The organism is Aquamicrobium zhengzhouense (genome assembly GCF_016124105.1).
GTDB classification, from domain to species: domain Bacteria; phylum Pseudomonadota; class Alphaproteobacteria; order Rhizobiales; family Rhizobiaceae; genus Aerobium; species Aerobium zhengzhouense.
Genome location: NZ_JADGMQ010000007.1, coordinates 185,369 through 204,418, shown reverse-complemented (window position 1 = coordinate 204,418; position 19,050 = coordinate 185,369). Strand labels below are relative to the sequence as shown.

Below are 19,050 nucleotides of genomic sequence, written 5' to 3'. Positions count from 1 at the left end.
GAACTCGGCAGTAAACCGTCTGCGTGTCTTCATGCTGGATCGTCCTTTCCATTGGGCGATCCACCTTATGCCCCTGTCTCAAAAACCGGCACCACCTCACAATGATTCTCCTTTCCCTTGTTGTTGAGGCTGTGGTCTGCTCCCGGAAAAGTTGTTCTCCGTGAAGTGGGCTGTCGAGCCTGAGAGAGAATATTGAAATGTCTCAGAAGAAACATGAACCTGAAGAGATTGTTGCGAAGCTGCGCTAAGTCCATGTTTTGTTGTTACAAGGCCACTCGCTCGCCGAAGCGGTTCGTTCGATCGGGGGTGACGCAGTTCATCTCTTGCCGTTGGCGCAAGGCCACTACGATCGCGTCTATGCCATCGAGGAGGAACTCTATCCGGGTCACGTCTTCCATGGTCCGTTACAAGCGACAATGCTGCTGCATTTCGCAGCAGAGATCATGGGACGCCAGCCACGCAGTTTTGCGTTTCGCACGCTGTCGCCGCTGTTCGACATGCATCCTGCTGTTCTAACGCCTCGATCAAGGACGACGGAGTAGACCTTTGGACAGCGCGGCCTTGTGGACCGGTCGCCATGTCGGCGAAAGCTGTTTTCTGATGATCACGAAATTTGACTTCACCTGCCCACTCTTTGTTCCGGGCGATCGACCAGATCGGTTCGAAAAGGCGGCTGCATCGGGCGCAGACGCGATCATCCTCGATCTCGAGGATGCCGTCTCGGTTGCAGCCAAGGACACAGCGCGCAATCATTTGCGCAGCGTTTTCACAGCGCTGCCGGTCATTATTCGCGTGAATGCGGTTAATACGATCTGGCGGCGACGCCAAGGTGATACATCAGAACCCGATGGTAATTGCCTGTGGCTTCAAAACCGATACGCACTGGCAGGCCGTATTCCCGCAAGATCGCGATCAAGCGCATGAAGTCATCGACCTCAACGGTGAGATCTTCTACAGCCTCGCCGAGGCAAAGGTCATCATCGAGGCATGGCGGCACTACTACAATACCGAGCGGCCTCACTCATCGCTCGGCTACAAGCCGCCGGCACCGCAGGCCATCATCTGGCCTGCGCCAGCGCGCGGATCGGCTCCATCCTCGGCACAGGCGATGGCCCAAAAGCCGATCATGCATTAAGACTGAAACTGGACCACCCTATGGGGTCAGGCCACAATGGCGACCGGGACCGTGATTGGGAGACGAGGGCGAGCACGGTCGAGCTGCGCATTCCCAAGCTCCGGAAGGAAAGCTACTTCCCCGGCTTTCTGGAGCGACGCCGCATGGCCGAGAAGGCGCTGACGGCCGTGATCCAGGAGGCCTATATCCAAGGCATCTCGACGCGTTCTGTCGACGATCTGGTTAAGGCGATGAGCATGAGCGGCATCTCGAAGAGCCAGGTGAAATTGCTAGACCGCATCAGGACCTCCTTGCCTCAAATTTAGGGAAGAAAGGCACCCACAAATCTAGGGTTATTTACATCGATCCACCGCTTCAGTTCCAGGAGAGCACTCTGAGCTTTGGAAACCTATTCCCCAAGTGAACGCTGACTCACAGACAGCGTCGCAGGACCGTCACGGAACCTGCATACGGGCGTCATAGAGCAAAATTATACTTCTCCCAAATGACCCTCTTGGAGCAATAGATGACTCGTCACATGCTTGCTGCCGCAACCATCGCTCTGATGGCTGCACTTCCCGCCGCTGCACAGGAATTCACGCTGGACGCGCGCTATACCGATGCGGACGGCGACCTAGTCGCGGATATACCGTCCGATCCGGCCCAGCTAGTTGATCCAGAGACCCTGATCTTTGCGTATACGCCGGTGGAAGACCCGTCGGTTTACGTCGATGTGTGGCAGGGTTTCCTTGACCATCTTGCCGACGTCACAGGCAAGAAGGTGGAGTTCTTCCCGGTCCAGTCGAATGCCGCTCAATATGAGGCGCTGCGCGCTGGCCGTCTGCACATTGCCGGCGTCAACACCGGCGGCAATCCAATAGCTGTCGCCTGCTCGGGCTTCCGTCCCTTCGCGATGATGGCGCGTGCCGATGACAGCTTCGGCTATGAGATGGAGATCATCACCCATCCAGGTTCAGGCATCGAGAAGCCCGAAGATCTCGCCGGCAAGCAACTCGCCTTCACGTCGGAAACCTCGAACTCGGGGTTTAAGGCACCTCAGGCGCTGCTGGAATCGGAATTCGGCCTCAAGGCAAACGAAGACTACACGCCCGCCTTCTCCGGCGCGCACGACAATTCGATCTTGGGCGTGGCGAACAAGGATTATCAGGCCGCTGCGGTCGCCAATTCAGTGCTGAAGCGAATGATCGCTCGCGAAGTGGTCAGTTCCGATGCGCTGCAGACGATCTACAAGTCGGCAACCTTCCCGACGACGGGTTATGGTCTAGCTCACAACCTCGCGCCCGACCTGCAGGCCAAGATCAAGGAAGCGTTCTTCAGCTTCAACTGGGAGGGCAGCGCCCTTCAGAAAGAGTTCGAGGCCCAGGGCGAGACCAAGTTCGTCCCGATTACCTTCAAGGAAGACTGGTCGGTGATCCGCCAGATCGATGCCGCACTCGGCGTAAAATATACCTGTAACTGATCCTTCGAGATCCGGCCTGAAATGGCGGGACCGTTACGGCCCGCCATTTTCGCATTGTCGAGGAGGCTCCGATGCTGGACATCATCGCACTCAACAAGACCTATCGCACGGGCGATCGGGCCCTTGACGACGTGTCTCTGACCTTGCCGAAAGGTCAGGTCGTCGGGCTGATTGGCCCGTCCGGGGCTGGGAAATCGACACTCATCCGATGCATCAACCGTCTGGTCGAGCCAAGCGCAGGTGAGGTTCGACTGAATGGCACCGCGCTGACGAGTCTCAGCGGGCAAGGCCTGCGCCAAGCGCGACGACGGATCGGCATGATTTTCCAGGAATACGCATTGGTCGAACGTCTGACCGTCATGGAGAACGTCCTGTCGGGTCGGCTTGGATATGTCTCCTTCTGGCGCAGCTTTACCCGCCGCTTTCCCGGGCGCGACATAGCGCGCGCCTACCAGCTTCTCGAACGCGTCGGTCTGTCTGATCATGTCGACAAGCGCGCCGATGCGCTTTCGGGAGGTCAACGGCAGCGGGTAGGAATCGCCCGAGCGCTGGAGCAGGAGCCGGAACTCCTTCTTGTCGATGAGCCAACCGCCAGCCTTGACCCGCGCACCTCGCGCCAGATCATGCGGCTCCTGACCGAGATCTGCCGCGAGAACGAGCTGCCGGCGATCGTGAATATCCACGACGTCCTGCTGGCCAAGCAATTCACCGATCGCATTATCGGCCTGCGTGCCGGCAAGGTGGTGTTCGACGGTCGCCCGGAAGAGCTGACGGAAAACGTCCTGACCGAAATCTATGGCGCCGAGGACTGGCAGGCTATGCGCAATGGCGCAATGGAATCCGCCGAAGACGAAGCCGATGCGAGAGCGCAGGCGACAAGACTTTTCGAGACCACATGAGCAGCGCAACGCCCTCTACGACGCTTGGTGATTATCCGAGGAGCTGGCGTCGACCGCCGCTGCTGATCCGCTCACGGACCTGGCGATATGTGATCTTCTTTCTAGCTCTCGCCTATCTGGTCGTCGGCATCGGTTCGGTAGACGTCGATTGGACCCGGGTAGCCGATGGGATGGAACGCGGCTCTCGCTTTATTAAGGGCTTTTTGGCTCCGGACTTCACGACGCGCTGGCGCGACATATCGCAGGGCTTGATGGAAAGCCTGACGATGACATTTACCTCGACCGTCGCGGGCGTTTTGATCTCGATCCCCATCGGCGTTGGCGCGGCGCGCAACATTTCCCCGGGCTGGGCCTATGGCCTCTGCCGCAGCATCATCGCGGTCTCGCGCTCGTTGCAGGAGATCATCGTCGCCATCCTCTTGGTCGCGTTTTTTGGCTTTGGCGCTTTTGCGGGCTTCCTGACGCTGACTTTTGCCACCATCGGTTTCATAGGCAAGCTGCTCGCCGACGATATTGAGGAGTGCGACCCTCGGCAGATCGAGGCGATCCGCGCCACGGGTGCGTCATGGCTGCAATTGGTCAGCTATGCGGTTCAGCCGCAGGTGATGCCGCGCATGATCGGACTCTCGGTCTACCGGCTGGACATCAATTTTCGCGAAAGCGCGGTGATCGGCATTGTCGGGGCAGGGGGCATCGGCGGCACGCTGGATACGGCGCTGTCGCGTTACGAATACGGCAGTGCGGGAGCGATCCTTCTCATCATCATCGCCATCGTCATGCTGTCGGAATATGCGTCATCGCAGATGCGGGGATGGTTGAAATGAGCCCGGTGGAAACTTCAGTTCCCGTCTGGCGCCGCCGTACGCCTACGGCGCAGCTTGCCATCTGGGCTTTATGGCTTGGTATCGTGGCGCTGTTTGTATGGTGCTGCGAAGAGATGACCCAGCGCACGATCTGGTCGTTCGTGTGGGACGCGCCTCAGGCGGCTGCCGACATTGCGAGCAGGTCTTGGCCGCCCCGCTGGAGCTATATGGATCAGCTGTGGTCACCGCTGTGGGACACGCTCAACATCGCAACTCTGGGCACGCTGCTCGGAACCGCGCTTGCCGTGCCGCTGGCGTTTCTGGCCGCTTCGAATACGACGCCGTCGCGCCTGATCCTGCGGCCCCTCGCGCTTTTCTGCATCGTTGCCTCGCGCTCGATCAACTCGCTGATCTGGGCCCTGTTGCTGGTCTCGATCCTCGGGCCGGGCCTTCTGGCAGGCATCATTGCAATCGCTTTTCGCTCGATCGGTTTCGTCGGAAAATTGCTTTATGAAGCCATTGAGGAAACCGACCTGAAACAGGTCGAGGCGATCACCGCGACCGGCGCTAGCAAGGCGCAGATCCTCAATTTTGGGATCTGGCCTCAGGTGCTGCCGGCTTTCGTCGGAATTTCAGTGTTTCGCTGGGACATCAATATCCGCGAGAGCACCATTCTCGGGCTCGTCGGCGCGGGCGGCATTGGCATGCAGTTGCAGTCAAGCCTGAACATGCTGGCTTGGCCGCAGGTGCTCCTGATCGTGCTGTTGATCCTCGCGACAGTGTTGTGCAGCGAAGCGATCTCCTCCAGCATCCGCAAGGCCACTATCTAGGCATGGCCCCATATGGTGGTCCGGTCTCAGCCTCAGTGAATGATCGGCTATACGACGATCGTCTGTGTAGATGATGGCTCCAATCCGCGCGTTGGCGCGGACCAGATGATGGCCTCTGCTGCCGGCCGTTTATATCCGAGGTATGAGTGCGGTCTTTGCGTCGACAGCTACGATCCACTCGTGCAGTGCCGTGGCGATGAACCCCGGGCGTTTTCGGGGGCGAACATGGCCCGGCAACGCCCCGGAGGATTCAGGTTGATCGCCTCTATGTCCTCGAATTTCCTGTTTCAGCGCCGAGATAGCTGCCTGAGGCTTTCCATCGCTACAAAGCAACTGACAATAGCTATGAAGGCAGCGCACACTCGCGGTGGTGGTTTGGAACTTGGCACCTTGTCGAGAAACATCAGCACGGCAAGATGTACGGCCGTTTCAGATCATGGAAAACAGGCTATTTCGGATAGCGGTTGACTGTCAGTTCAACCCTATCTGCCGGGAATAATGTCTCTGAAAGTTGGAAGGCGATGCTATCCGGCGTTTCATTGATCGCTTTGGCGACCAGCACGATTGCGCCCGGTGCGAGCCCCAGTTGAGACAGGACCTCGCCTTCGGCGTGACGTGCCGTCACGCTCGTCTGGCGTCGCACATAGTCGCTGATGCCATAGTGCCGGAGCGTAGCGGTGATCGATCGCGTCTGCGCATAATGACTTTCGAAATCCTTGAACCGCTCGCCGTCAAACCAGTGCGTTGCACAGGATACCGACTGGCCATCTGCCTGCCCAAGAATATCGAGCCGGATCAATGGTGCGCCTAAGCTTATGCCAAGCACTTCGGCGAAACTCGCGTCGGCCTTGATCGTATCCGCCTTTAACAATGTGGACAGAACTTCCTTCGCCTGTCCCTCGAGATTGGACGAGAAGCGCGTTCGTGATCCGAGCGCGTAGGAGATGCGGCGCGTTCGCCTGATGAAGGTGCCGCGCCCCTGCTTAGCCTGAACCACGCCTTCCTGCTCAAGTGCGGCGATCGCACTCCGAACGGTATGGCGATTTGCGCCAAACATGGCCGCAAGCCGCGTTTCTGGAAGCAGTTTTCCATCAACTGCGAGGGAGCCATCGGCGATACCGAGACGGATGCGGTCGGCGATCTGCCGCCATAGAGCGACGCCACTTCCACGCTCGATCGTATTTTCTCGCACAAAACCCTCACTGTCATCGCGCTGTTACGGTGCAGGGTTAGATCTAATCCCCAGAGGTATGGTTGTCTAGATAAATAGACAAGGAGATGGGTATGAGTGGTTCAGCCGCTGGCAGCGAGGTCCAAGCGCGCCGGCAAGACGCAATGCGGGTTCTAGCGAACGCCTCTGCCGACGAACTTCGGCAGATCTATGCGGATATGGGAATGTCTGTCGAGGCTAGCGTCTTGCGTGGGCCGGAAACGGGTCTTGTCACTCTGCGCGGACGCATGGGCGGCGGCGGTGCCGCCTTTAACGTCGGCGAGGCGACGGTCACGCGCGTCACGGTGAGGCTCGCAACGGGTGAGGTTGGGCATGCCTATCACCTTGGCCGGGATGCCGAACGTGTCCGGATCGCGGCGACAATCGACGCACTGATCCAACAAGATGGAAATGCCCAGCGCATCGAGCGCGAACTGCTTGGCCCGCTCCGGCAAAGAAATGCCTCACGCTCAAAACGAAAGCGGGACGAGACGGCAGCGACGCGCGTCGACTTCTTTACCATGGTCAGAGGAGAGCATTGATGCGCGCGGCAGATATTGAAGGCGGCTTTGCATCGCCTGTCCTCGACTCGCAAGCAACGTTCAACGCGGTGATGCGGGCGATGGCGGAGCCAGGAACGATCCAGGCGGTTGATCGCGAGGTTAGCCCGCCCGCCGCGCTCAATCCAGCCGCAGCCGCTGTCGCACTCTCCTTGTGCGATCAGGAAACGCTGGTTTGGCTCGACGCAGGTCTCGCGAACACCAAGGGCATCGACGTCTGGCTGTCGTTCCACTCGGGCGCAACGGTCACGTCCGACCCTGCGCAAGCGCAATTCCTCGTCGTCGCAGATCCCGCAAAGCTGCCTGCGTTTGGGTCGCTCGCGCAGGGAACGCAGGAATATCCCGATCGCTCAACGACGATTATCCTGCAGGTTGTCTCGCTCGACAGCGGGCATCAACTCACCCTGAGCGGGCCGGGCATCAAAGGTGAGACGCCCTTGTCGCCGCAGCCAATGCCGGACGAATTCGTCCGTCAGTGGAGCGAGAACAACGCGCAGTTTCCCTGCGGTGTTGATCTCATTCTGGCGGCGCCAGATGCAATCGCTTGCCTTCCCCGCACCACCCGCATCCACGTTCAAGAGGGCTGAGCCATGTATGTTGCCGTCAAGGGCGGTGAAGCCGCCATCAGCAATGCGCATCGTCTGCTGGCTGATCGCCGACGTGGCGATCGCGACGTGCCGGACCTGCGCATCGACCAGATCGCCGAGCAATTGTCAGTCGGCGTTGATCGCGTCATGGCCGAAGGCTCACTTTACGACAAGGAACTGGCAGCGCTTGCGATCAAGCAGGCGAGGGGCGACCTGATCGAGGCGATCTTCCTTGTCCGCGCCTATCGGACAACGCTTCCCCGCTTTGGCTACACGCAGCCGATCGATACCGAGGACATGCTCGTCGAACGTCGTGTTTCGGCGACTTACAAGGATCTGCCCGGCGGACAACTCCTTGGGCCGACTTTCGATTACACCCATCGCCTGCTTGATCCCGAGCTGGCACATGACAAGCAGGTGGACAAGCCGGTCACGCGCGAAGGTGAGCATGAGAAGGTCGTGCGCGTCTCATCGATCCTCGCGCAGGAAGGTCTGATCGAGGCCGATGGCGAGATGCCGGAAGGTCGGGTGCCGGGCGATATCACCCGTGATCCGATGGAGTTTCCAATGGAGCGCGACACCCGTCTGCAGGCGCTCGCGCGCGGCGATGAAGGCTTTCTGCTCGCGCTCGCTTACTCGACCCAGCGCGGTTACGGCATGAACCATCCGTTTGTCGGCGAGGTCCGCATCGGTGAGGTCGAGCTCGAATTCGAAGTGCCGGAAATCGATTTCGCCATCCCGCTTGGCACGGTGCAGGTGACCGAATGCCAGATGGTCAACAAGTTCAAGGGTTCGGCCAAGGTACCGCCGCAGTTCACCCGCGGCTACGGGTTGGTGTTCGGTCAGTCTGAGCGCAAGGCAATGGCGATGGCGCTATGTGACCGTGCCCTGCGCGCCGGTGAACTTGGCGAAGACCGGACGGCACCAGCACAAGACGAAGAGTTCGTGATCTCGCATGCGGACAATGTGCAGGCCACCGGCTTCGTCGAGCACCTCAAACTGCCCCACTACGTCGACTTCCAGGCCGAGTTGGAACTCGTCCGCAAGATGCGGGCTGAGCAGGCAAAAGCTGCCAGCGACGCCTTTGATCTGGCCGCCGAATGATCGCCCTTCCTGACATGAGAAAGCAGTCGTCATGACCGCCAGCAATAACCTCACACACGAGGGCGCGCCCACGATGGCAGGCGCTACCTATAATTTTGCCTATCTGGATGAGCAGACCAAGCGCATGATCCGCCGCGCCATCCTCAAGGCGATCGCGATCCCCGGCTATCAGGTTCCGTTCGCCAGCCGCGAGATGCCAATGCCTTACGGCTGGGGCACCGGCGGCGTTCAGGTGACGGCGTCGATCATTGGTCCCGATGACGTTCTCAAGGTCATCGACCAGGGGGCCGACGACACGACCAATGCCGTCTCGATCCGCGCATTCTTCCAGAAGGTTGCGAATGTTGCGGTGACCACCCGGACCCATGAAGCAACAATCATCCAGACGCGCCACCGTATCCCGGAGACACCGCTGAAGTCTGGACAGGTGCTCGTCTATCAGGTGCCGATCCCAGAGCCGCTTCGCTTCCTCGAGCCGCGCGAGACCGAAACCCGTACGATGCACGCGCTCGAAGAATACGGACTCATGCATGTGAAGCTATACGAGGACATCGCCCGTCACGGCTATATCGCCAAGACCTATGCTTACCCGGTCAAGGTCGAGGACCGTTACGTCATGGACCCGTCGCCGATCCCGAAGTTCGACAATCCGAAGATGCACATGTCGGAAGCGCTGCAGCTCTTTGGCGCTGGCCGCGAAAAGCGCATCTACGCGATCCCGCCGCACACCAAGGTCGTAAGCCTCGATTTCGAAGACCACCCCTTCGAGGTGCAAAAATTCAGCGAGCCATGTGCGATCTGCGGCTCGCGCGGCATCTATCTCGATGAGGTGATCCTCGATGACCGAGGCGGCCACATGTTTGTCTGCTCGGACACCGATTTCTGCGAGGAGCAGCGCAATGAACATTGATGATGATGCGCCGTTGCTGACGGTGAACGGTGTTGGCAAGCGTTATGGCAACCGTATCGGCTGCGCCGACGTCTCCTTCGATCTTTGGCCTGGCGAGGTTCTGGCGATCGTTGGCGAGTCCGGCTCAGGCAAGACGACGCTCCTGAACTGCCTTTCCACCCGCCTTGAGCCCGATGCAGGCTCAATCTGCTACCGCACGCGCGGCGGCGAAATGCGCGATGTCTACCAGATGCGAGAGGCGGAACGCCGCTTCCTCATGCGGACCGATTGGGGCTTCGTGCACCAGAACCCTGCCGATGGGCTGCGGATGACGGTTTCGGCGGGTGCCAATGTAGGCGAACGTCTGATGGCCGTTGGTGAACGGCATTATGGCGATATCCGTGGCAAGGCGATCGACTGGCTGGGACGTGTGGAAATCGCGTCTGATCGCGTTGACGATCAGCCACGCGCCTTTTCGGGCGGCATGCGCCAGCGCTTGCAGATCGCACGAAATCTCGTCACCCATCCACGCCTGGTCTTCATGGACGAGCCAACGGGCGGCCTCGACGTGTCGGTGCAAGCTCGACTTCTTGATCTCCTGCGCTCGCTGGTAGCCGAGCTTGGCCTTTCCGCGATCGTCGTAACGCACGATCTTGCGGTTGCTCGCCTCATCTCCCATCGCATGATGGTGATGAAGGACGGCCGTGTCATCGAGCACGGGCTGACCGATCGGGTGCTGGATGATCCGCATGCGCCTTACACCCAGCTTCTCGTTTCCTCGATCCTTCAGGTGTGAGCCATGACAAGCCCACTCGTCGTTACCGGTCTATCCAAATCCTTCACCATGCATCTGCAGGATGGCGTTGAACTGCCTGTCGTGCAGGGTGTGACCTTCACGCTGGAAGCCGGTCGCTGCGCCGTGCTTGGCGGCCCCTCAGGAGCGGGCAAGAGCTCGATCCTCAAGATGGTATATGGCAACTACTCCGTCGATCGCGGCTCAATCATGGTCGCCCATCGCGGGCAGTTTGTAGATGTCGCGACTGCTACCCCGCGCGTCGTGCTCGGCGTGCGCCGCGACACGATTGGTTATGTCAGCCAGTTCTTGCGCGTGGTGCCTCGAGTGTCGGCGCTGGACGTGGTGGCGGAGCCGCTTATTTCGCGCGGTGAAGATGCGTCGGCGGCACGTCCAAGAGCGCAAGAGATGCTCGCACGGCTGAACCTGCCAGAGCGTCTTTGGCTCTTGCCGCCTGCCACCTTCTCCGGTGGCGAACAGCAGCGCGTCAATATCGCCCGCGGCTTCATCACAGATCACCCGATCCTGCTTCTTGATGAGCCAACCGCGTCGCTGGACGTAAACAACCGTCAGGTCGTTATCAATCTGATCGCGGAGAAAAAGGCGGCAGGTGTCGCGATGCTTGGCATTTTTCATGATCACGATGTCCGTGATGCTGTCGCCGACAGCATTCTCGACGTCACCTCTTTCGCCGCAGGCAAGGTCGCAGCTTAAGCTGCGATCCTGCCAAACCATGCGCGAGTGCCGGAAGACGCTACGTCACAAAACGGAATCAGAACCTTCAATCCGCTGTCGCACAAACTCCGTAGATCTGTTGCCGCTGGCTCGGCGAAACGCTCCCGAGGCCTTCAGGTTTTAATTTGCAGCTCATGGAGCCAACATGTTTACTCGCTTCGTCAATTCCGCTGCTGCGGCAGCGATTGCTGTCTCCGCATTCGCGTCCCCGGCTCTCGCCAACGACTGGAAGGCAGAACTGCCGGTATTCCGCGTTGGTCTTCTCGGTGGCGAAAACGAAGCCGACCGTTTGCGCAAGAACGACTGCATGGTGCAGCAGCTTGGTGAAAAGCTCGGCGTGAAGGTCGAACTCTTCCCGGCTTCGGACTATGCAGGCGTCATGCAGGGTCTCCTGGCGGGCCAGCTTGATGCAGCGCAGCTTGGCGCATCGGGCTATGCAGGCATCTACCTTCAGGACCCTGAAGCCGTTGAGCCGATCTTCGTCGCACTCGAAAACGACGGTTCTGATGGCTACTACGCCATGATGTATGCCCGCGCTGATGCCGGCATCGAGAACCTCGAAGGCATGAAGGACAAGTCGCTTGCTTTCGCCGATCCGAACTCGACCTCGGGTTACCTCGTGCCGAAGGCAGAGCTGGAAATGCAGGGCATCAACCCGGACGAGTACTTCTCCTCGACCGGTTTTGGCGGCGGTCATGAGCAGGCTGTCGTCGCGGTTCTCAACGGCCAGTACGATGCAGGCGTGACCTGGACGTCGGGCGTTGGCGAAGTCAAGGACGGCTATTCGCGTGGCGCCCTGAACTCGATGGTTGGCAAGGGTCTCCTCAACATGGACGACCTGCGCATCATCTGGAAGTCGAACCTCATCCCGAATGGTCCGTGGGTCGTCCGCAAGGCTCTGCCTGCAGAGCCGAAGCAGATTGCCATCGACTGGATGGAGGCCCTCTACGAGACCGACTACGAGTGCTACGTCAACGTCTCGCAGGGCGAAGGCAAGGGCTTCAAGCGCGTCGAGCACGCGTTCTTCGACAACATCGTCGAGATGCGCAAGCGAGAGCTGGAAGGCTCGCGCTAATCAGATGACGCAAGCCGCCGGTTCCTTAGGGACCGGCGGCTTTTTCATGCCCGCCAGGAGCATCTCATGCTGAAGATCGAACACCTTACCAAGAGCTTCGCGACCAGAAACGCCGTGTCGGACATCTCTCTGTCCATCCCGCAGGGCCAGATGGTCGGGATCATAGGGCGCTCCGGTGCGGGTAAATCCACGCTCTTGCGTATGTTGAACCGCCTCGCAGATCCAACGAGCGGCAGTATCTATTTCGAGAACCGCGACATCGCAAAGCTGTCCGGAAAAGCGCTCTACGAGTGGCGCGCAAGCTGCGCGATGGTGTTCCAGCAGTTCAATCTGGTCGGTCGTCTCGACGTTCTCACCAATGTGCTCACCGGCCGTCTCTACCATCACGGCATTATGAGCTCGATGTTGCAGATGTTCTCCGCCTCAGAACGTGCATTCGCGATCAAGGCGCTCGACCGTTTGGGCATGGCGCATACCGCGCTTCAGCAGGCCGACACCCTTTCCGGCGGACAGATGCAGCGTGTCGCAATTGCCCGCGCTCTGGTTCAGCAGCCGAAGATCCTCCTAGCGGACGAGCCGATCGCATCTCTCGATCCGCTGAATGCCAAGATCGTCATGGATGCGCTGCGCACCATCAACCGCGAAGATGGCATCACCGTTCTCGCCAATCTGCATACGCTCGACACTGCGCGTACCTATTGCGACCGCATCATCGGCTTGCAGGACGGCGTTCTCGTCTTTGACGGCCCACCAGAAAAACTCACGCTGGAAATGGCCCGTGAAATCTATGGCGCAGAGGCTGAAGAAGCCTTTTCGGAAGGCATGACCTCGACGGCGCTGGCAGGTGTCCCTGCCAAGGAGCGCCTCACCGAGCGCGACCTTCAGCGCCACTCCGACATGAGCATGAGCTGACCCCATGGCCAGCCTGACAGTCGACTCTTCACTTGCCGCCGATGATCCGGTCCAGCTGTTCGAGCAGCGTCGCCGGGAACTGGCACGTTCGAAACGGGCGATGAACCTTTTGTTCCTCGCGCTGTTTGCCGCTGCCGTTGTCGCTTCGGTCTACGTCTCTCGCTTTTATCCGGAGAGGCTCGCCTCGGGTCTGCCGCGCATTTTCGAGTATTTCGGCACCATCATGCCGAACCTCGAATTGGACAAGCTGTTCCTCCCACGTGGAGACAACGGCAAGGCCGTCCCCGGTTCGATCGCATACTGGTATTCTGACTTCTGGACCTATCTGCGCCTTATCGCCGAGACGGTCGCGATGGCATTGACGGCGACAATCCTTGGCGCGGTCGCCGCATTCCTCCTGTGCTTTCCCGCGTCGCGCAATCTCGCACCCAACAGCGTCGTCTATCACCTGTCCCGACGCTTCATGGAAATCTGCCGTGGGGTGCCCGAAATCCTCTACGCGCTGATCTTCGTCTTCGCGATCGGCATTGGCCCCTTGGCCGGCGTCATCGCAATCGCAATCCATTCGGCTGGTGCGCTCGGCAAGCTCTTCTCCGAGGTCAACGAGAACGCATCGATGCGCCCTGTCGAGGGTATTCGCGGCGTGGGCGGCAATTGGTTCGAAGAGATGCGCTACGGGGTAGTTCCGCAGGTTCTGCCAAACTTTGCCTCCTACACATTGCTGCGTTTTGAGATCAACGTTCGCTCGTCCTCCATCGTTGGCTTCGTCGGCGCTGGCGGCATTGGCCAAGAACTCAACCGCGTCATCAGCCTCTATTCGGACGATCGTGTCGTCGCCGTGCTGCTGATGATCGTCGTGCTTGTCACGTTGATCGACGTCTTTTCCGAGCGCCTGCGCCTCGCGTTCATCGGCAAGGAGAATTTCCGATGATGGCCAACTCACTCCCTAACATCGATGACAAGACGCTGCTTTCCTTGCGAAATCAGTATCCGGGCGCATTCGGCGCAACTTCAAAGCAGCTGATCCGAACGCTCGTCGTTGTCTCCCTTGTCGCCTACACAGTCGCGTCGCTCTGGTACTTCGAGGTCTGGCGTCTTGCCTCCGCCTCCGACCGGGCATGGCGTCTCATCAGCGCTATGTTCAACTGGCAGGACATGGCGAACTGGCAATATGCGCAGATCTATTCCGGTATCGCGCAGACCCTTGCGATGGCGTTTCTCGGCACCATCCTCGCGACGATCGCAGCGCTTTTCATTGGCTTCCTCGCCGCCCGAAACACGATGCCGATTTCGCCTATCCGCCATCTGGTTCGGCGTATGCTCGATGTTCTGCGTGGTGTCGATCAGCTGGTCTGGGGTCTGGTCTTTGTCCGCGCCGTTGGTCTTGGCCCGCTTGCGGGTGTCCTTGCAATCTTTGTTTCCGACACCGGCACGCTGTCAAAACTCTATTCTGAGGCGATTGAGAACATCGATCGCAAGCAGGTCGAAGGCATCCGCGCGACCGGCGCAGGTCCGATCAAGACCGTCCGCTACGGCTACCTTCCGCAGGTGATGCCCGTCTTCATCTCGCAGTCATTGTATTTCTTTGAATCCTCGACCCGAAGCGCAACAATTCTCGGTCTCGTCGGCGCGGGTGGCGTGGGGATGATCATCATCGAGCGTTTCCGGGCCAATCTCTTCGATCAGGTCACCTTCGTTGTCTTGAACGTGCTCGTCTGCATCTTTGTCATCGACTGGCTGTCGAAAAAGATCCGCGAAAAGTTCATCGGCGAAACACGCCACTGACCGTCGTTTGCTTGTCATGCGACTCTCCTAGAAAGCCGTAAACAGAGCCGGATGCAGACCTCATGCGCTACGCGATCTACTTTGCCCCACCGGAAGAGAGCAGGCTGAACCGAGCAGCGGTCTCGTGGCTGGGGCGTTGTGCCTTCTCTGGCAACGTCATTGCCGGTCCAGCGTCCAAGCACCTCACGGCGGCGGAAGCCGCCTATCACACCGCCGCGGCCCGGCGGTACGGCTTCCACGCGACGATCGTTGCACCGTTCACGCTCTCGCCTGACGAAACCGAGGACAGCCTCATCGCGGCGCTATCAAACTATGCGGGCCAAGCGCAGGGTCTCGTCATCCCGCGCCTCGTTCTCAAACGCCTCGACGGCTTTTTCGCACTGATGCCGGACCACCAAAGTTCCGAGCTGGCTGAATTCGCCGGGGACATCGTGCGCAAATTTAACGCGTTCGGGGCGCCGCTGAGCGAAAGCGAGATGCAGCGTCGCCTCGCCAGCGTGAAGACAGCCTCGCAGCGTCAGAACCTCGTCCAGTGGGGTTATCCCTACGTCTTTGACGACTTCCGTTTTCACATGACCCTGACAGGACGCGTTCCAGACAGTGCAGCGCCGTCGGTAGAGGCTGCCATTATCGACCACTTTGGATCGCTGATCGGCGCCCCGCTCGAGATCGACGCTTTGGCGCTCTTCCAGGAAGCGGAACCCGGAGCGCCCTTCGTCATCCGCTCATTCCACGAAGTTGTGCCACAGGCCGCCCGAAAGACCGCATAAATGACGTCCGATCTCAATATTCGCAACGCACGCATTGTCCTCACCGATGAGGTCATCGAAGGCTCGATCTCAATCAGAGACGACCTGATCGCTTCCGTCGACGCCGCTAACGGGACCGTTGGCGAAGACTTCGAGGGCGATTATCTGATCCCCGGCCTTGTCGAGCTTCACACCGACCACCTCGAAACCCACTATTCTCCGCGTCCAGGCGTACGCTGGAATGCCATCTCGGCGATTCAGGCGCATGACGCGCAGATGGCAACGTCAGGCATCACAACGGTGTTCGACTGCCTGCGCCTTGGTGCTGAAGAGGATGACGGTTTTCGTCCAGGAGAAATGCGCGCTCTCGCCGACGCCATCGAACAGGCGGAAAGCGAAGGGCGTCTCCGCTCCGAACATCTGCTGCATCTGCGCTGCGAAGTCTCTGCGCCCGACGTGGTCGAACATCTCGAAGACTTTCGTAATGACCCGCGCGTCCGCCTGGCTTCGCTCATGGATCACGCGCCGGGGCAGCGGCAGTTCCAGACGATGGATGCCTATACCCTCTACTACAAGACGAAGCGTGGCCTCAGCGATGAGGCGTTTGCCAGGTACGTGGCGATGCGTCAGGAGCAGTCGGCCAAATATTCAAGCATGCACCGCAAGGAGATCGCAGAGCATTGCCGGCAGTCTGGCGTCACCATCGCGAGCCATGACGATGCAACGCTGGAACATGTCGCAGAGGCGATCGAGGATGGTGTGCGACTGGCCGAGTTTCCCACTTCGATCGAAGCGGCGCGCGCTTCACATAAGGCCGGTCTCAGCGTGCTGATGGGCGCGCCGAACATTGTCCGGGGCGGCTCGCATTCCGGCAATATTGCTGCCCGCGATCTTGCCGCGCACGGCATTCTCAATGTCCTTTCGTCGGACTATGTCCCTGGCAGCCTGCTTTACGGTGCATTCAAGCTCGCCGATGACGTCGAGACCATCAGCCTGCCAAAGGCAATCTCCATGGTAACCGACACTCCGGCGCGGACCGTTGGTCTGACGGATCGTGGCTCCATTGCTGCAGGCAAGCGTGCCGATCTGCTGCGGGTGCGCTGGGATGGCAGCGTTCCCGTCGTTCGCTCGGTCTGGCGTCAGGGACAGCGCGTGGCATGAAGATTGGACCGGGCCTATTTGTTCCGGTCGTCGGACCAAGCGGAGCCGGCAAGGACTCCGTCATGAATTATGCACGGGGGGCCATTGCCACCGACCATCAGGTCGTGTTTGCGCGACGTGTTATCACCCGCCCCGTGTCGCCTGACGACGAAGATCACGACACGCTGAGCGAAGACGAATTTTTCGCTCTCGAGGACCGAGGCGCGTTTGCGCTGTCTTGGACCTCACATGGATTGCACTATGGCATTCCCAACGCCATCAATGACGTCATTCGCGATGGCGGCACGGTGATTGCAAACATTTCCCGCGGGTCGATCGATGAGGCGACACAACGATACGCCAACGTCGTGCCTATCCTGATCACGGTCCCTCGTGACATTCTCGCCCAGCGCCTCGCCGCGCGCGGACGCGAAAGTGCCTCCCAAATCGAGGCGCGTCTCTCCCGCAGCGCGAACATCGGCGCAATTGTTCCCGAATGCCGGATGATCGAGAACTCCGGAACCATCGAGCAGGCGGGTGAGGAATTCGTCCAGATCATCAAAGAAGCCGCGCGGATCTCTCGGTTCGCATTATGACGCGCCAGAAGCGATCGAACGCAGCCTGTGCTTTGCGCAGCGAACGGACACTTCCCAGTTAGGTTTACACCGATCCAGGTGGCCGATTGCGCAGAATTGCGAACCGCCTGGAGGTCAACGGCTTAGCTTACGTTCTTGACTGGAAGGTGGGAGGGCAACGTGGTTCAGTGTTGCCGCTCGCGCGTCTTGTGCGATTGACGAGGGTCCGACCTCAACCTCCTGTCGATTGCGACCGCAACGCCATGATCAAAAAGCGCTGAAGGATTGTCGTTCCTTCAGCGCTCCTGATTGCGGGGACGGCTAGCTTGCACCTGCCTCAGATGGCCGAGCAGATATATTTGATCTCGAGATATTCATCGATGCCGTATTTGGAGCCTTCGCGGCCGAGGCCGGACTGCTTGACGCCGCCAAAGGGCGACATCTCGTTTGAGATCAGGCCGGTGTTGTGGCCGACCATGCCGTATTCAAGGCCTTCCGAGACGCGCACCGCGCGGGCGTGATCCTTAGTGTAGAAATAGGCGGCTAGGCCGTAGATCGTGTCGTTTGCAAGGGCCACGACCTCGTCTTCGGTCTCGAAGGCATAGAGCGGGGCGAGCGGGCCGAAGGTTTCTTCCTGGGTAACGGCCATGTCGCTGGTCACGCCCGTCAGCACGGCCGGCTGCAGCATCAGCCCGCCCAGACGCGTGCCGCCCGCAACGAGCTTTGCGCCCTTGGAGAGCGCGTCTTCAATGTGCGCCTCGACCTTGTGGATCGCCTTTTCCTCGATCAGCGGGCCGATCTCGGTGCCGGGCTCAAGGCCGTTGCCGACCTTCAGCGCGCTAACACGCGCGGCAAGCTTTTCGGCGAACGCATCATAGACGCCGCGCTGAACGTAGATGCGATTGGCGCAAACGCAGGTCTGGCCGGCATTGCGGAACTTGGCAATCATCGCGCCCTCGACGGCGGCATCAAGATCCGCATCGTCAAAGACGATGAAAGGCGCATTGCCGCCGAGCTCCAGCGACAGGCGCTTGATGGTTGCCGCGCTCTGCTCCATCAGCACGCGGCCAACCTCGGTTGAGCCCGTGAAAGAGAGCTTGCGCACGGTATCGGAGTCGGTGAGCACCTTGCCGATGACGCGGCTTGAGCCCGTGACGAACTGCAGGGCGCCAGCCGGAACGCCTGCGCGTTCGGCCAAAACTCCGAGCGCAAGAGCGGTCAGCGGTGTCAGATCCGCAGGACGCACAATCATCGTGCAGCCAGCGGCAAGGGCAGGTGCTGCCTTGCGGGTGATCATTGCGGCGGGGAAGTTCCACGGCGTGATGGCGGCCGTTACGCCCACCGGCTGGCGGATGACCGTGATCCGCTTGTCGGCCTGCGGGGCAGGGATGGTATCGCCGTAAATGCGCTTTGCTTCCTCGGCGAACCACTCAATGAAGGAGGCCGCGTAAATGATCTCGCCGCGAGCCTCGGCAACCGGCTTGCCCTGTTCGCTCGTAAGGATCACGGCAAGGTCATCGGCATTTTCGACCATCAGGTCGAACCATTTGCGCAAGATCACCGAGCGTTCCTTGGCCGACCGCTTCGCCCAGGGCCGGAATGCCGTATCGGCGTGAGCGATCGCTTCCTCAACCTCGTCGGCCGAGAGGGACGGTACGCGGGCAATCAACTCGCCGGTCGCCGGATTGGTGACGTCGATCTTGTTGCCGGACCGCGCCTCAACCCATTCCCCGTTGACGAGGCACTTGTCGATCAGGAGGCTGGGATCTTTCAGGGGAAGCATGTGGTTCTCGCTTGAAAAAGAAAGTCA

Annotated in this window: 19 protein-coding genes and 4 pseudogenes; 21 read left to right on the top strand and 2 right to left on the bottom strand. The window is 59.8% G+C overall.

Annotated elements, in window-relative coordinates; genetic code table 11:
* Window positions 1–197: 197 nt before the first annotated feature.
* From IOD40_RS12040 to phnE (IOD40_RS12000), 8 genes and pseudogenes are all read left to right on the top strand, one after another.
* Window positions 198–339: pseudogene (locus IOD40_RS12040) on the top strand (IS3 family transposase); the annotation flags it as partial.
* A 261-nt stretch (window positions 340–600) separates the two neighbouring features.
* A pseudogene (locus IOD40_RS20065) lies at window positions 601–756 on the top strand (aldolase/citrate lyase family protein); the annotation flags it as partial.
* A 178-nt stretch (window positions 757–934) separates the two neighbouring features.
* Window positions 935–1,135, top strand: a pseudogene (locus IOD40_RS12025) (integrase core domain-containing protein); the annotation flags it as partial.
* Between the two features lie 35 nt (window positions 1,136–1,170).
* Window positions 1,171–1,407 (top strand): annotated as a pseudogene (locus IOD40_RS12020) (transposase); the annotation flags it as partial.
* 233 nt (window positions 1,408–1,640) lie between these two features.
* The gene (gene phnD / locus IOD40_RS12015) at window positions 1,641–2,594 is read left to right on the top strand and encodes a phosphate/phosphite/phosphonate ABC transporter substrate-binding protein (RefSeq protein ID WP_198476770.1); all 954 of its coding nucleotides are present in this window, start codon (window positions 1,641–1,643) and stop codon (window positions 2,592–2,594) included.
* Window positions 2,595–2,665: 71 nt separating this feature from the next.
* Complete coding sequence (gene phnC, locus IOD40_RS12010) at window positions 2,666–3,493, top strand: phosphonate ABC transporter ATP-binding protein (protein WP_198476769.1); 828 nt, start codon at window positions 2,666–2,668, stop codon at window positions 3,491–3,493.
* On the top strand, window positions 3,490–4,317 hold the full coding sequence (gene phnE, locus IOD40_RS12005) for a phosphonate ABC transporter, permease protein PhnE (protein ID WP_198476768.1): 828 nt from the start codon (window positions 3,490–3,492) through the stop codon (window positions 4,315–4,317). Before phnC (IOD40_RS12010) ends, phnE (IOD40_RS12005) begins: the two co-directional genes overlap by 4 nt.
* Window positions 4,314–5,126, top strand: a complete 813-nt coding sequence (gene phnE / locus IOD40_RS12000; protein ID WP_198476767.1) for a phosphonate ABC transporter, permease protein PhnE — start codon at window positions 4,314–4,316, stop codon at window positions 5,124–5,126. The genes phnE (IOD40_RS12005) and phnE (IOD40_RS12000) overlap by 4 nt, the downstream gene beginning before the upstream one ends.
* 448 nt (window positions 5,127–5,574) lie before the next feature.
* Here the strand turns inward: phnE (IOD40_RS12000) and phnF are convergent, their stop codons facing one another.
* The gene (phnF, locus tag IOD40_RS11995) at window positions 5,575–6,318 is read right to left on the bottom strand and encodes a phosphonate metabolism transcriptional regulator PhnF (RefSeq protein ID WP_198476766.1); all 744 of its coding nucleotides are present in this window, start codon (window positions 6,316–6,318) and stop codon (window positions 5,575–5,577) included.
* A 92-nt stretch (window positions 6,319–6,410) separates the two neighbouring features.
* On the opposite strand from phnF, the gene phnG reads away from it, so the two are divergent.
* The 13 genes from phnG (at window position 6,411) to phnN (ending at window position 17,261) form a co-directional block, all read left to right on the top strand.
* Window positions 6,411–6,878, top strand: a complete 468-nt coding sequence (phnG, locus tag IOD40_RS11990) for a phosphonate C-P lyase system protein PhnG (protein ID WP_198476765.1) — start codon at window positions 6,411–6,413, stop codon at window positions 6,876–6,878.
* On the top strand, window positions 6,878–7,483 hold the full coding sequence (gene phnH / locus IOD40_RS11985) for a phosphonate C-P lyase system protein PhnH (protein WP_198476764.1): 606 nt from the start codon (window positions 6,878–6,880) through the stop codon (window positions 7,481–7,483). Before phnG ends, phnH begins: the two co-directional genes overlap by 1 nt.
* Before the next feature lie 3 nt (window positions 7,484–7,486).
* Window positions 7,487–8,587 (top strand): carbon-phosphorus lyase complex subunit PhnI, encoded by a 1,101-nt coding sequence (locus IOD40_RS11980; protein ID WP_198476763.1) that lies wholly within the window; start codon window positions 7,487–7,489, stop codon window positions 8,585–8,587.
* 73 nt (window positions 8,588–8,660) lie between these two features.
* Window positions 8,661–9,497, top strand: coding sequence for an alpha-D-ribose 1-methylphosphonate 5-phosphate C-P-lyase PhnJ (locus IOD40_RS11975; RefSeq protein ID WP_198476790.1), 837 nt, complete (start codon window positions 8,661–8,663; stop codon window positions 9,495–9,497).
* Window positions 9,487–10,272 (top strand): phosphonate C-P lyase system protein PhnK, encoded by a 786-nt coding sequence (gene phnK, locus IOD40_RS11970; RefSeq protein ID WP_198476762.1) that lies wholly within the window; start codon window positions 9,487–9,489, stop codon window positions 10,270–10,272. The genes IOD40_RS11975 and phnK overlap by 11 nt, the downstream gene beginning before the upstream one ends.
* A 3-nt stretch (window positions 10,273–10,275) precedes the next feature.
* On the top strand, window positions 10,276–10,983 hold the full coding sequence (gene phnL, locus IOD40_RS11965; protein ID WP_198476761.1) for a phosphonate C-P lyase system protein PhnL: 708 nt from the start codon (window positions 10,276–10,278) through the stop codon (window positions 10,981–10,983).
* A gap of 166 nt (window positions 10,984–11,149) precedes the next feature.
* Window positions 11,150–12,079, top strand: a complete 930-nt coding sequence (gene phnD, locus IOD40_RS11960) for a phosphonate ABC transporter substrate-binding protein (RefSeq protein ID WP_198476760.1) — start codon at window positions 11,150–11,152, stop codon at window positions 12,077–12,079.
* Window positions 12,080–12,145: 66 nt separating this feature from the next.
* A complete protein-coding gene (phnC, locus tag IOD40_RS11955) occupies window positions 12,146–12,991 on the top strand; it encodes a phosphonate ABC transporter ATP-binding protein (protein ID WP_198476759.1) in 846 nt (281 codons plus the stop codon).
* Window positions 12,992–12,995: 4 nt separating this feature from the next.
* Window positions 12,996–13,922, top strand: a complete 927-nt coding sequence (phnE, locus tag IOD40_RS11950) for a phosphonate ABC transporter, permease protein PhnE (RefSeq protein ID WP_198476758.1) — start codon at window positions 12,996–12,998, stop codon at window positions 13,920–13,922.
* Window positions 13,922–14,776 carry a phosphonate ABC transporter, permease protein PhnE gene (gene phnE, locus IOD40_RS11945; protein ID WP_210336878.1) on the top strand — a complete coding sequence of 285 codons (855 nt, stop codon included), beginning with the start codon at window positions 13,922–13,924 and terminating at the stop codon, window positions 14,774–14,776. The genes phnE (IOD40_RS11950) and phnE (IOD40_RS11945) overlap by 1 nt, the downstream gene beginning before the upstream one ends.
* Window positions 14,777–14,838: 62 nt before the next feature.
* Entirely contained in the window at window positions 14,839–15,546 is a 708-nt protein-coding gene (locus IOD40_RS11940) for a DUF1045 domain-containing protein (protein WP_198476756.1), read from the top strand.
* Window positions 15,547–16,686 (top strand): alpha-D-ribose 1-methylphosphonate 5-triphosphate diphosphatase, encoded by a 1,140-nt coding sequence (locus IOD40_RS11935; protein ID WP_198476755.1) that lies wholly within the window; start codon window positions 15,547–15,549, stop codon window positions 16,684–16,686.
* Window positions 16,683–17,261: a phosphonate metabolism protein/1,5-bisphosphokinase (PRPP-forming) PhnN gene (phnN, locus tag IOD40_RS11930; RefSeq protein ID WP_198476754.1), complete on the top strand. Its 579-nt coding sequence runs from the start codon at window positions 16,683–16,685 to the stop codon at window positions 17,259–17,261. Before IOD40_RS11935 ends, phnN begins: the two co-directional genes overlap by 4 nt.
* Before the next feature lie 316 nt (window positions 17,262–17,577).
* On the opposite strand, the gene IOD40_RS11925 is transcribed toward phnN, so the two are convergent.
* On the bottom strand, window positions 17,578–19,023 hold the full coding sequence (locus IOD40_RS11925) for an NAD-dependent succinate-semialdehyde dehydrogenase (protein ID WP_198476753.1): 1,446 nt from the start codon (window positions 19,021–19,023) through the stop codon (window positions 17,578–17,580).
* Window positions 19,024–19,050: the final 27 nt, after the last annotated feature.

Excerpts from the sequence above, each read along its gene's own strand:
- phnD (WP_198476770.1), top strand. The coding sequence starts at position 1,641 with ATGACTCGTCACATGCTTGCTGCCGCAACCATCGCTCTGATGGCTGCA.
- phnC (WP_198476769.1), top strand. The coding sequence starts at position 2,666 with ATGCTGGACATCATCGCACTCAACAAGACCTATCGCACGGGCGATCGG.
- phnE (WP_198476768.1), top strand. The coding sequence starts at position 3,490 with ATGAGCAGCGCAACGCCCTCTACGACGCTTGGTGATTATCCGAGGAGC.
- phnE (WP_198476767.1), top strand. The coding sequence starts at position 4,314 with ATGAGCCCGGTGGAAACTTCAGTTCCCGTCTGGCGCCGCCGTACGCCT.
- phnG (WP_198476765.1), top strand. The coding sequence starts at position 6,411 with ATGAGTGGTTCAGCCGCTGGCAGCGAGGTCCAAGCGCGCCGGCAAGAC.
- phnH (WP_198476764.1), top strand. The coding sequence starts at position 6,878 with ATGCGCGCGGCAGATATTGAAGGCGGCTTTGCATCGCCTGTCCTCGAC.
- IOD40_RS11980 (WP_198476763.1), top strand. The coding sequence starts at position 7,487 with ATGTATGTTGCCGTCAAGGGCGGTGAAGCCGCCATCAGCAATGCGCAT.
- IOD40_RS11975 (WP_198476790.1), top strand. The coding sequence starts at position 8,661 with ATGGCAGGCGCTACCTATAATTTTGCCTATCTGGATGAGCAGACCAAG.
- phnK (WP_198476762.1), top strand. The coding sequence starts at position 9,487 with ATGAACATTGATGATGATGCGCCGTTGCTGACGGTGAACGGTGTTGGC.
- phnL (WP_198476761.1), top strand. The coding sequence starts at position 10,276 with ATGACAAGCCCACTCGTCGTTACCGGTCTATCCAAATCCTTCACCATG.
- phnD (WP_198476760.1), top strand. The coding sequence starts at position 11,150 with ATGTTTACTCGCTTCGTCAATTCCGCTGCTGCGGCAGCGATTGCTGTC.
- phnC (WP_198476759.1), top strand. The coding sequence starts at position 12,146 with ATGCTGAAGATCGAACACCTTACCAAGAGCTTCGCGACCAGAAACGCC.
- phnE (WP_198476758.1), top strand. The coding sequence starts at position 12,996 with ATGGCCAGCCTGACAGTCGACTCTTCACTTGCCGCCGATGATCCGGTC.
- phnE (WP_210336878.1), top strand. The coding sequence starts at position 13,922 with ATGGCCAACTCACTCCCTAACATCGATGACAAGACGCTGCTTTCCTTG.
- IOD40_RS11940 (WP_198476756.1), top strand. The coding sequence starts at position 14,839 with ATGCGCTACGCGATCTACTTTGCCCCACCGGAAGAGAGCAGGCTGAAC.
- IOD40_RS11935 (WP_198476755.1), top strand. The coding sequence starts at position 15,547 with ATGACGTCCGATCTCAATATTCGCAACGCACGCATTGTCCTCACCGAT.
- phnN (WP_198476754.1), top strand. The coding sequence starts at position 16,683 with ATGAAGATTGGACCGGGCCTATTTGTTCCGGTCGTCGGACCAAGCGGA.
- IOD40_RS11925 (WP_198476753.1), bottom strand. The coding sequence starts at position 19,023 with ATGCTTCCCCTGAAAGATCCCAGCCTCCTGATCGACAAGTGCCTCGTC.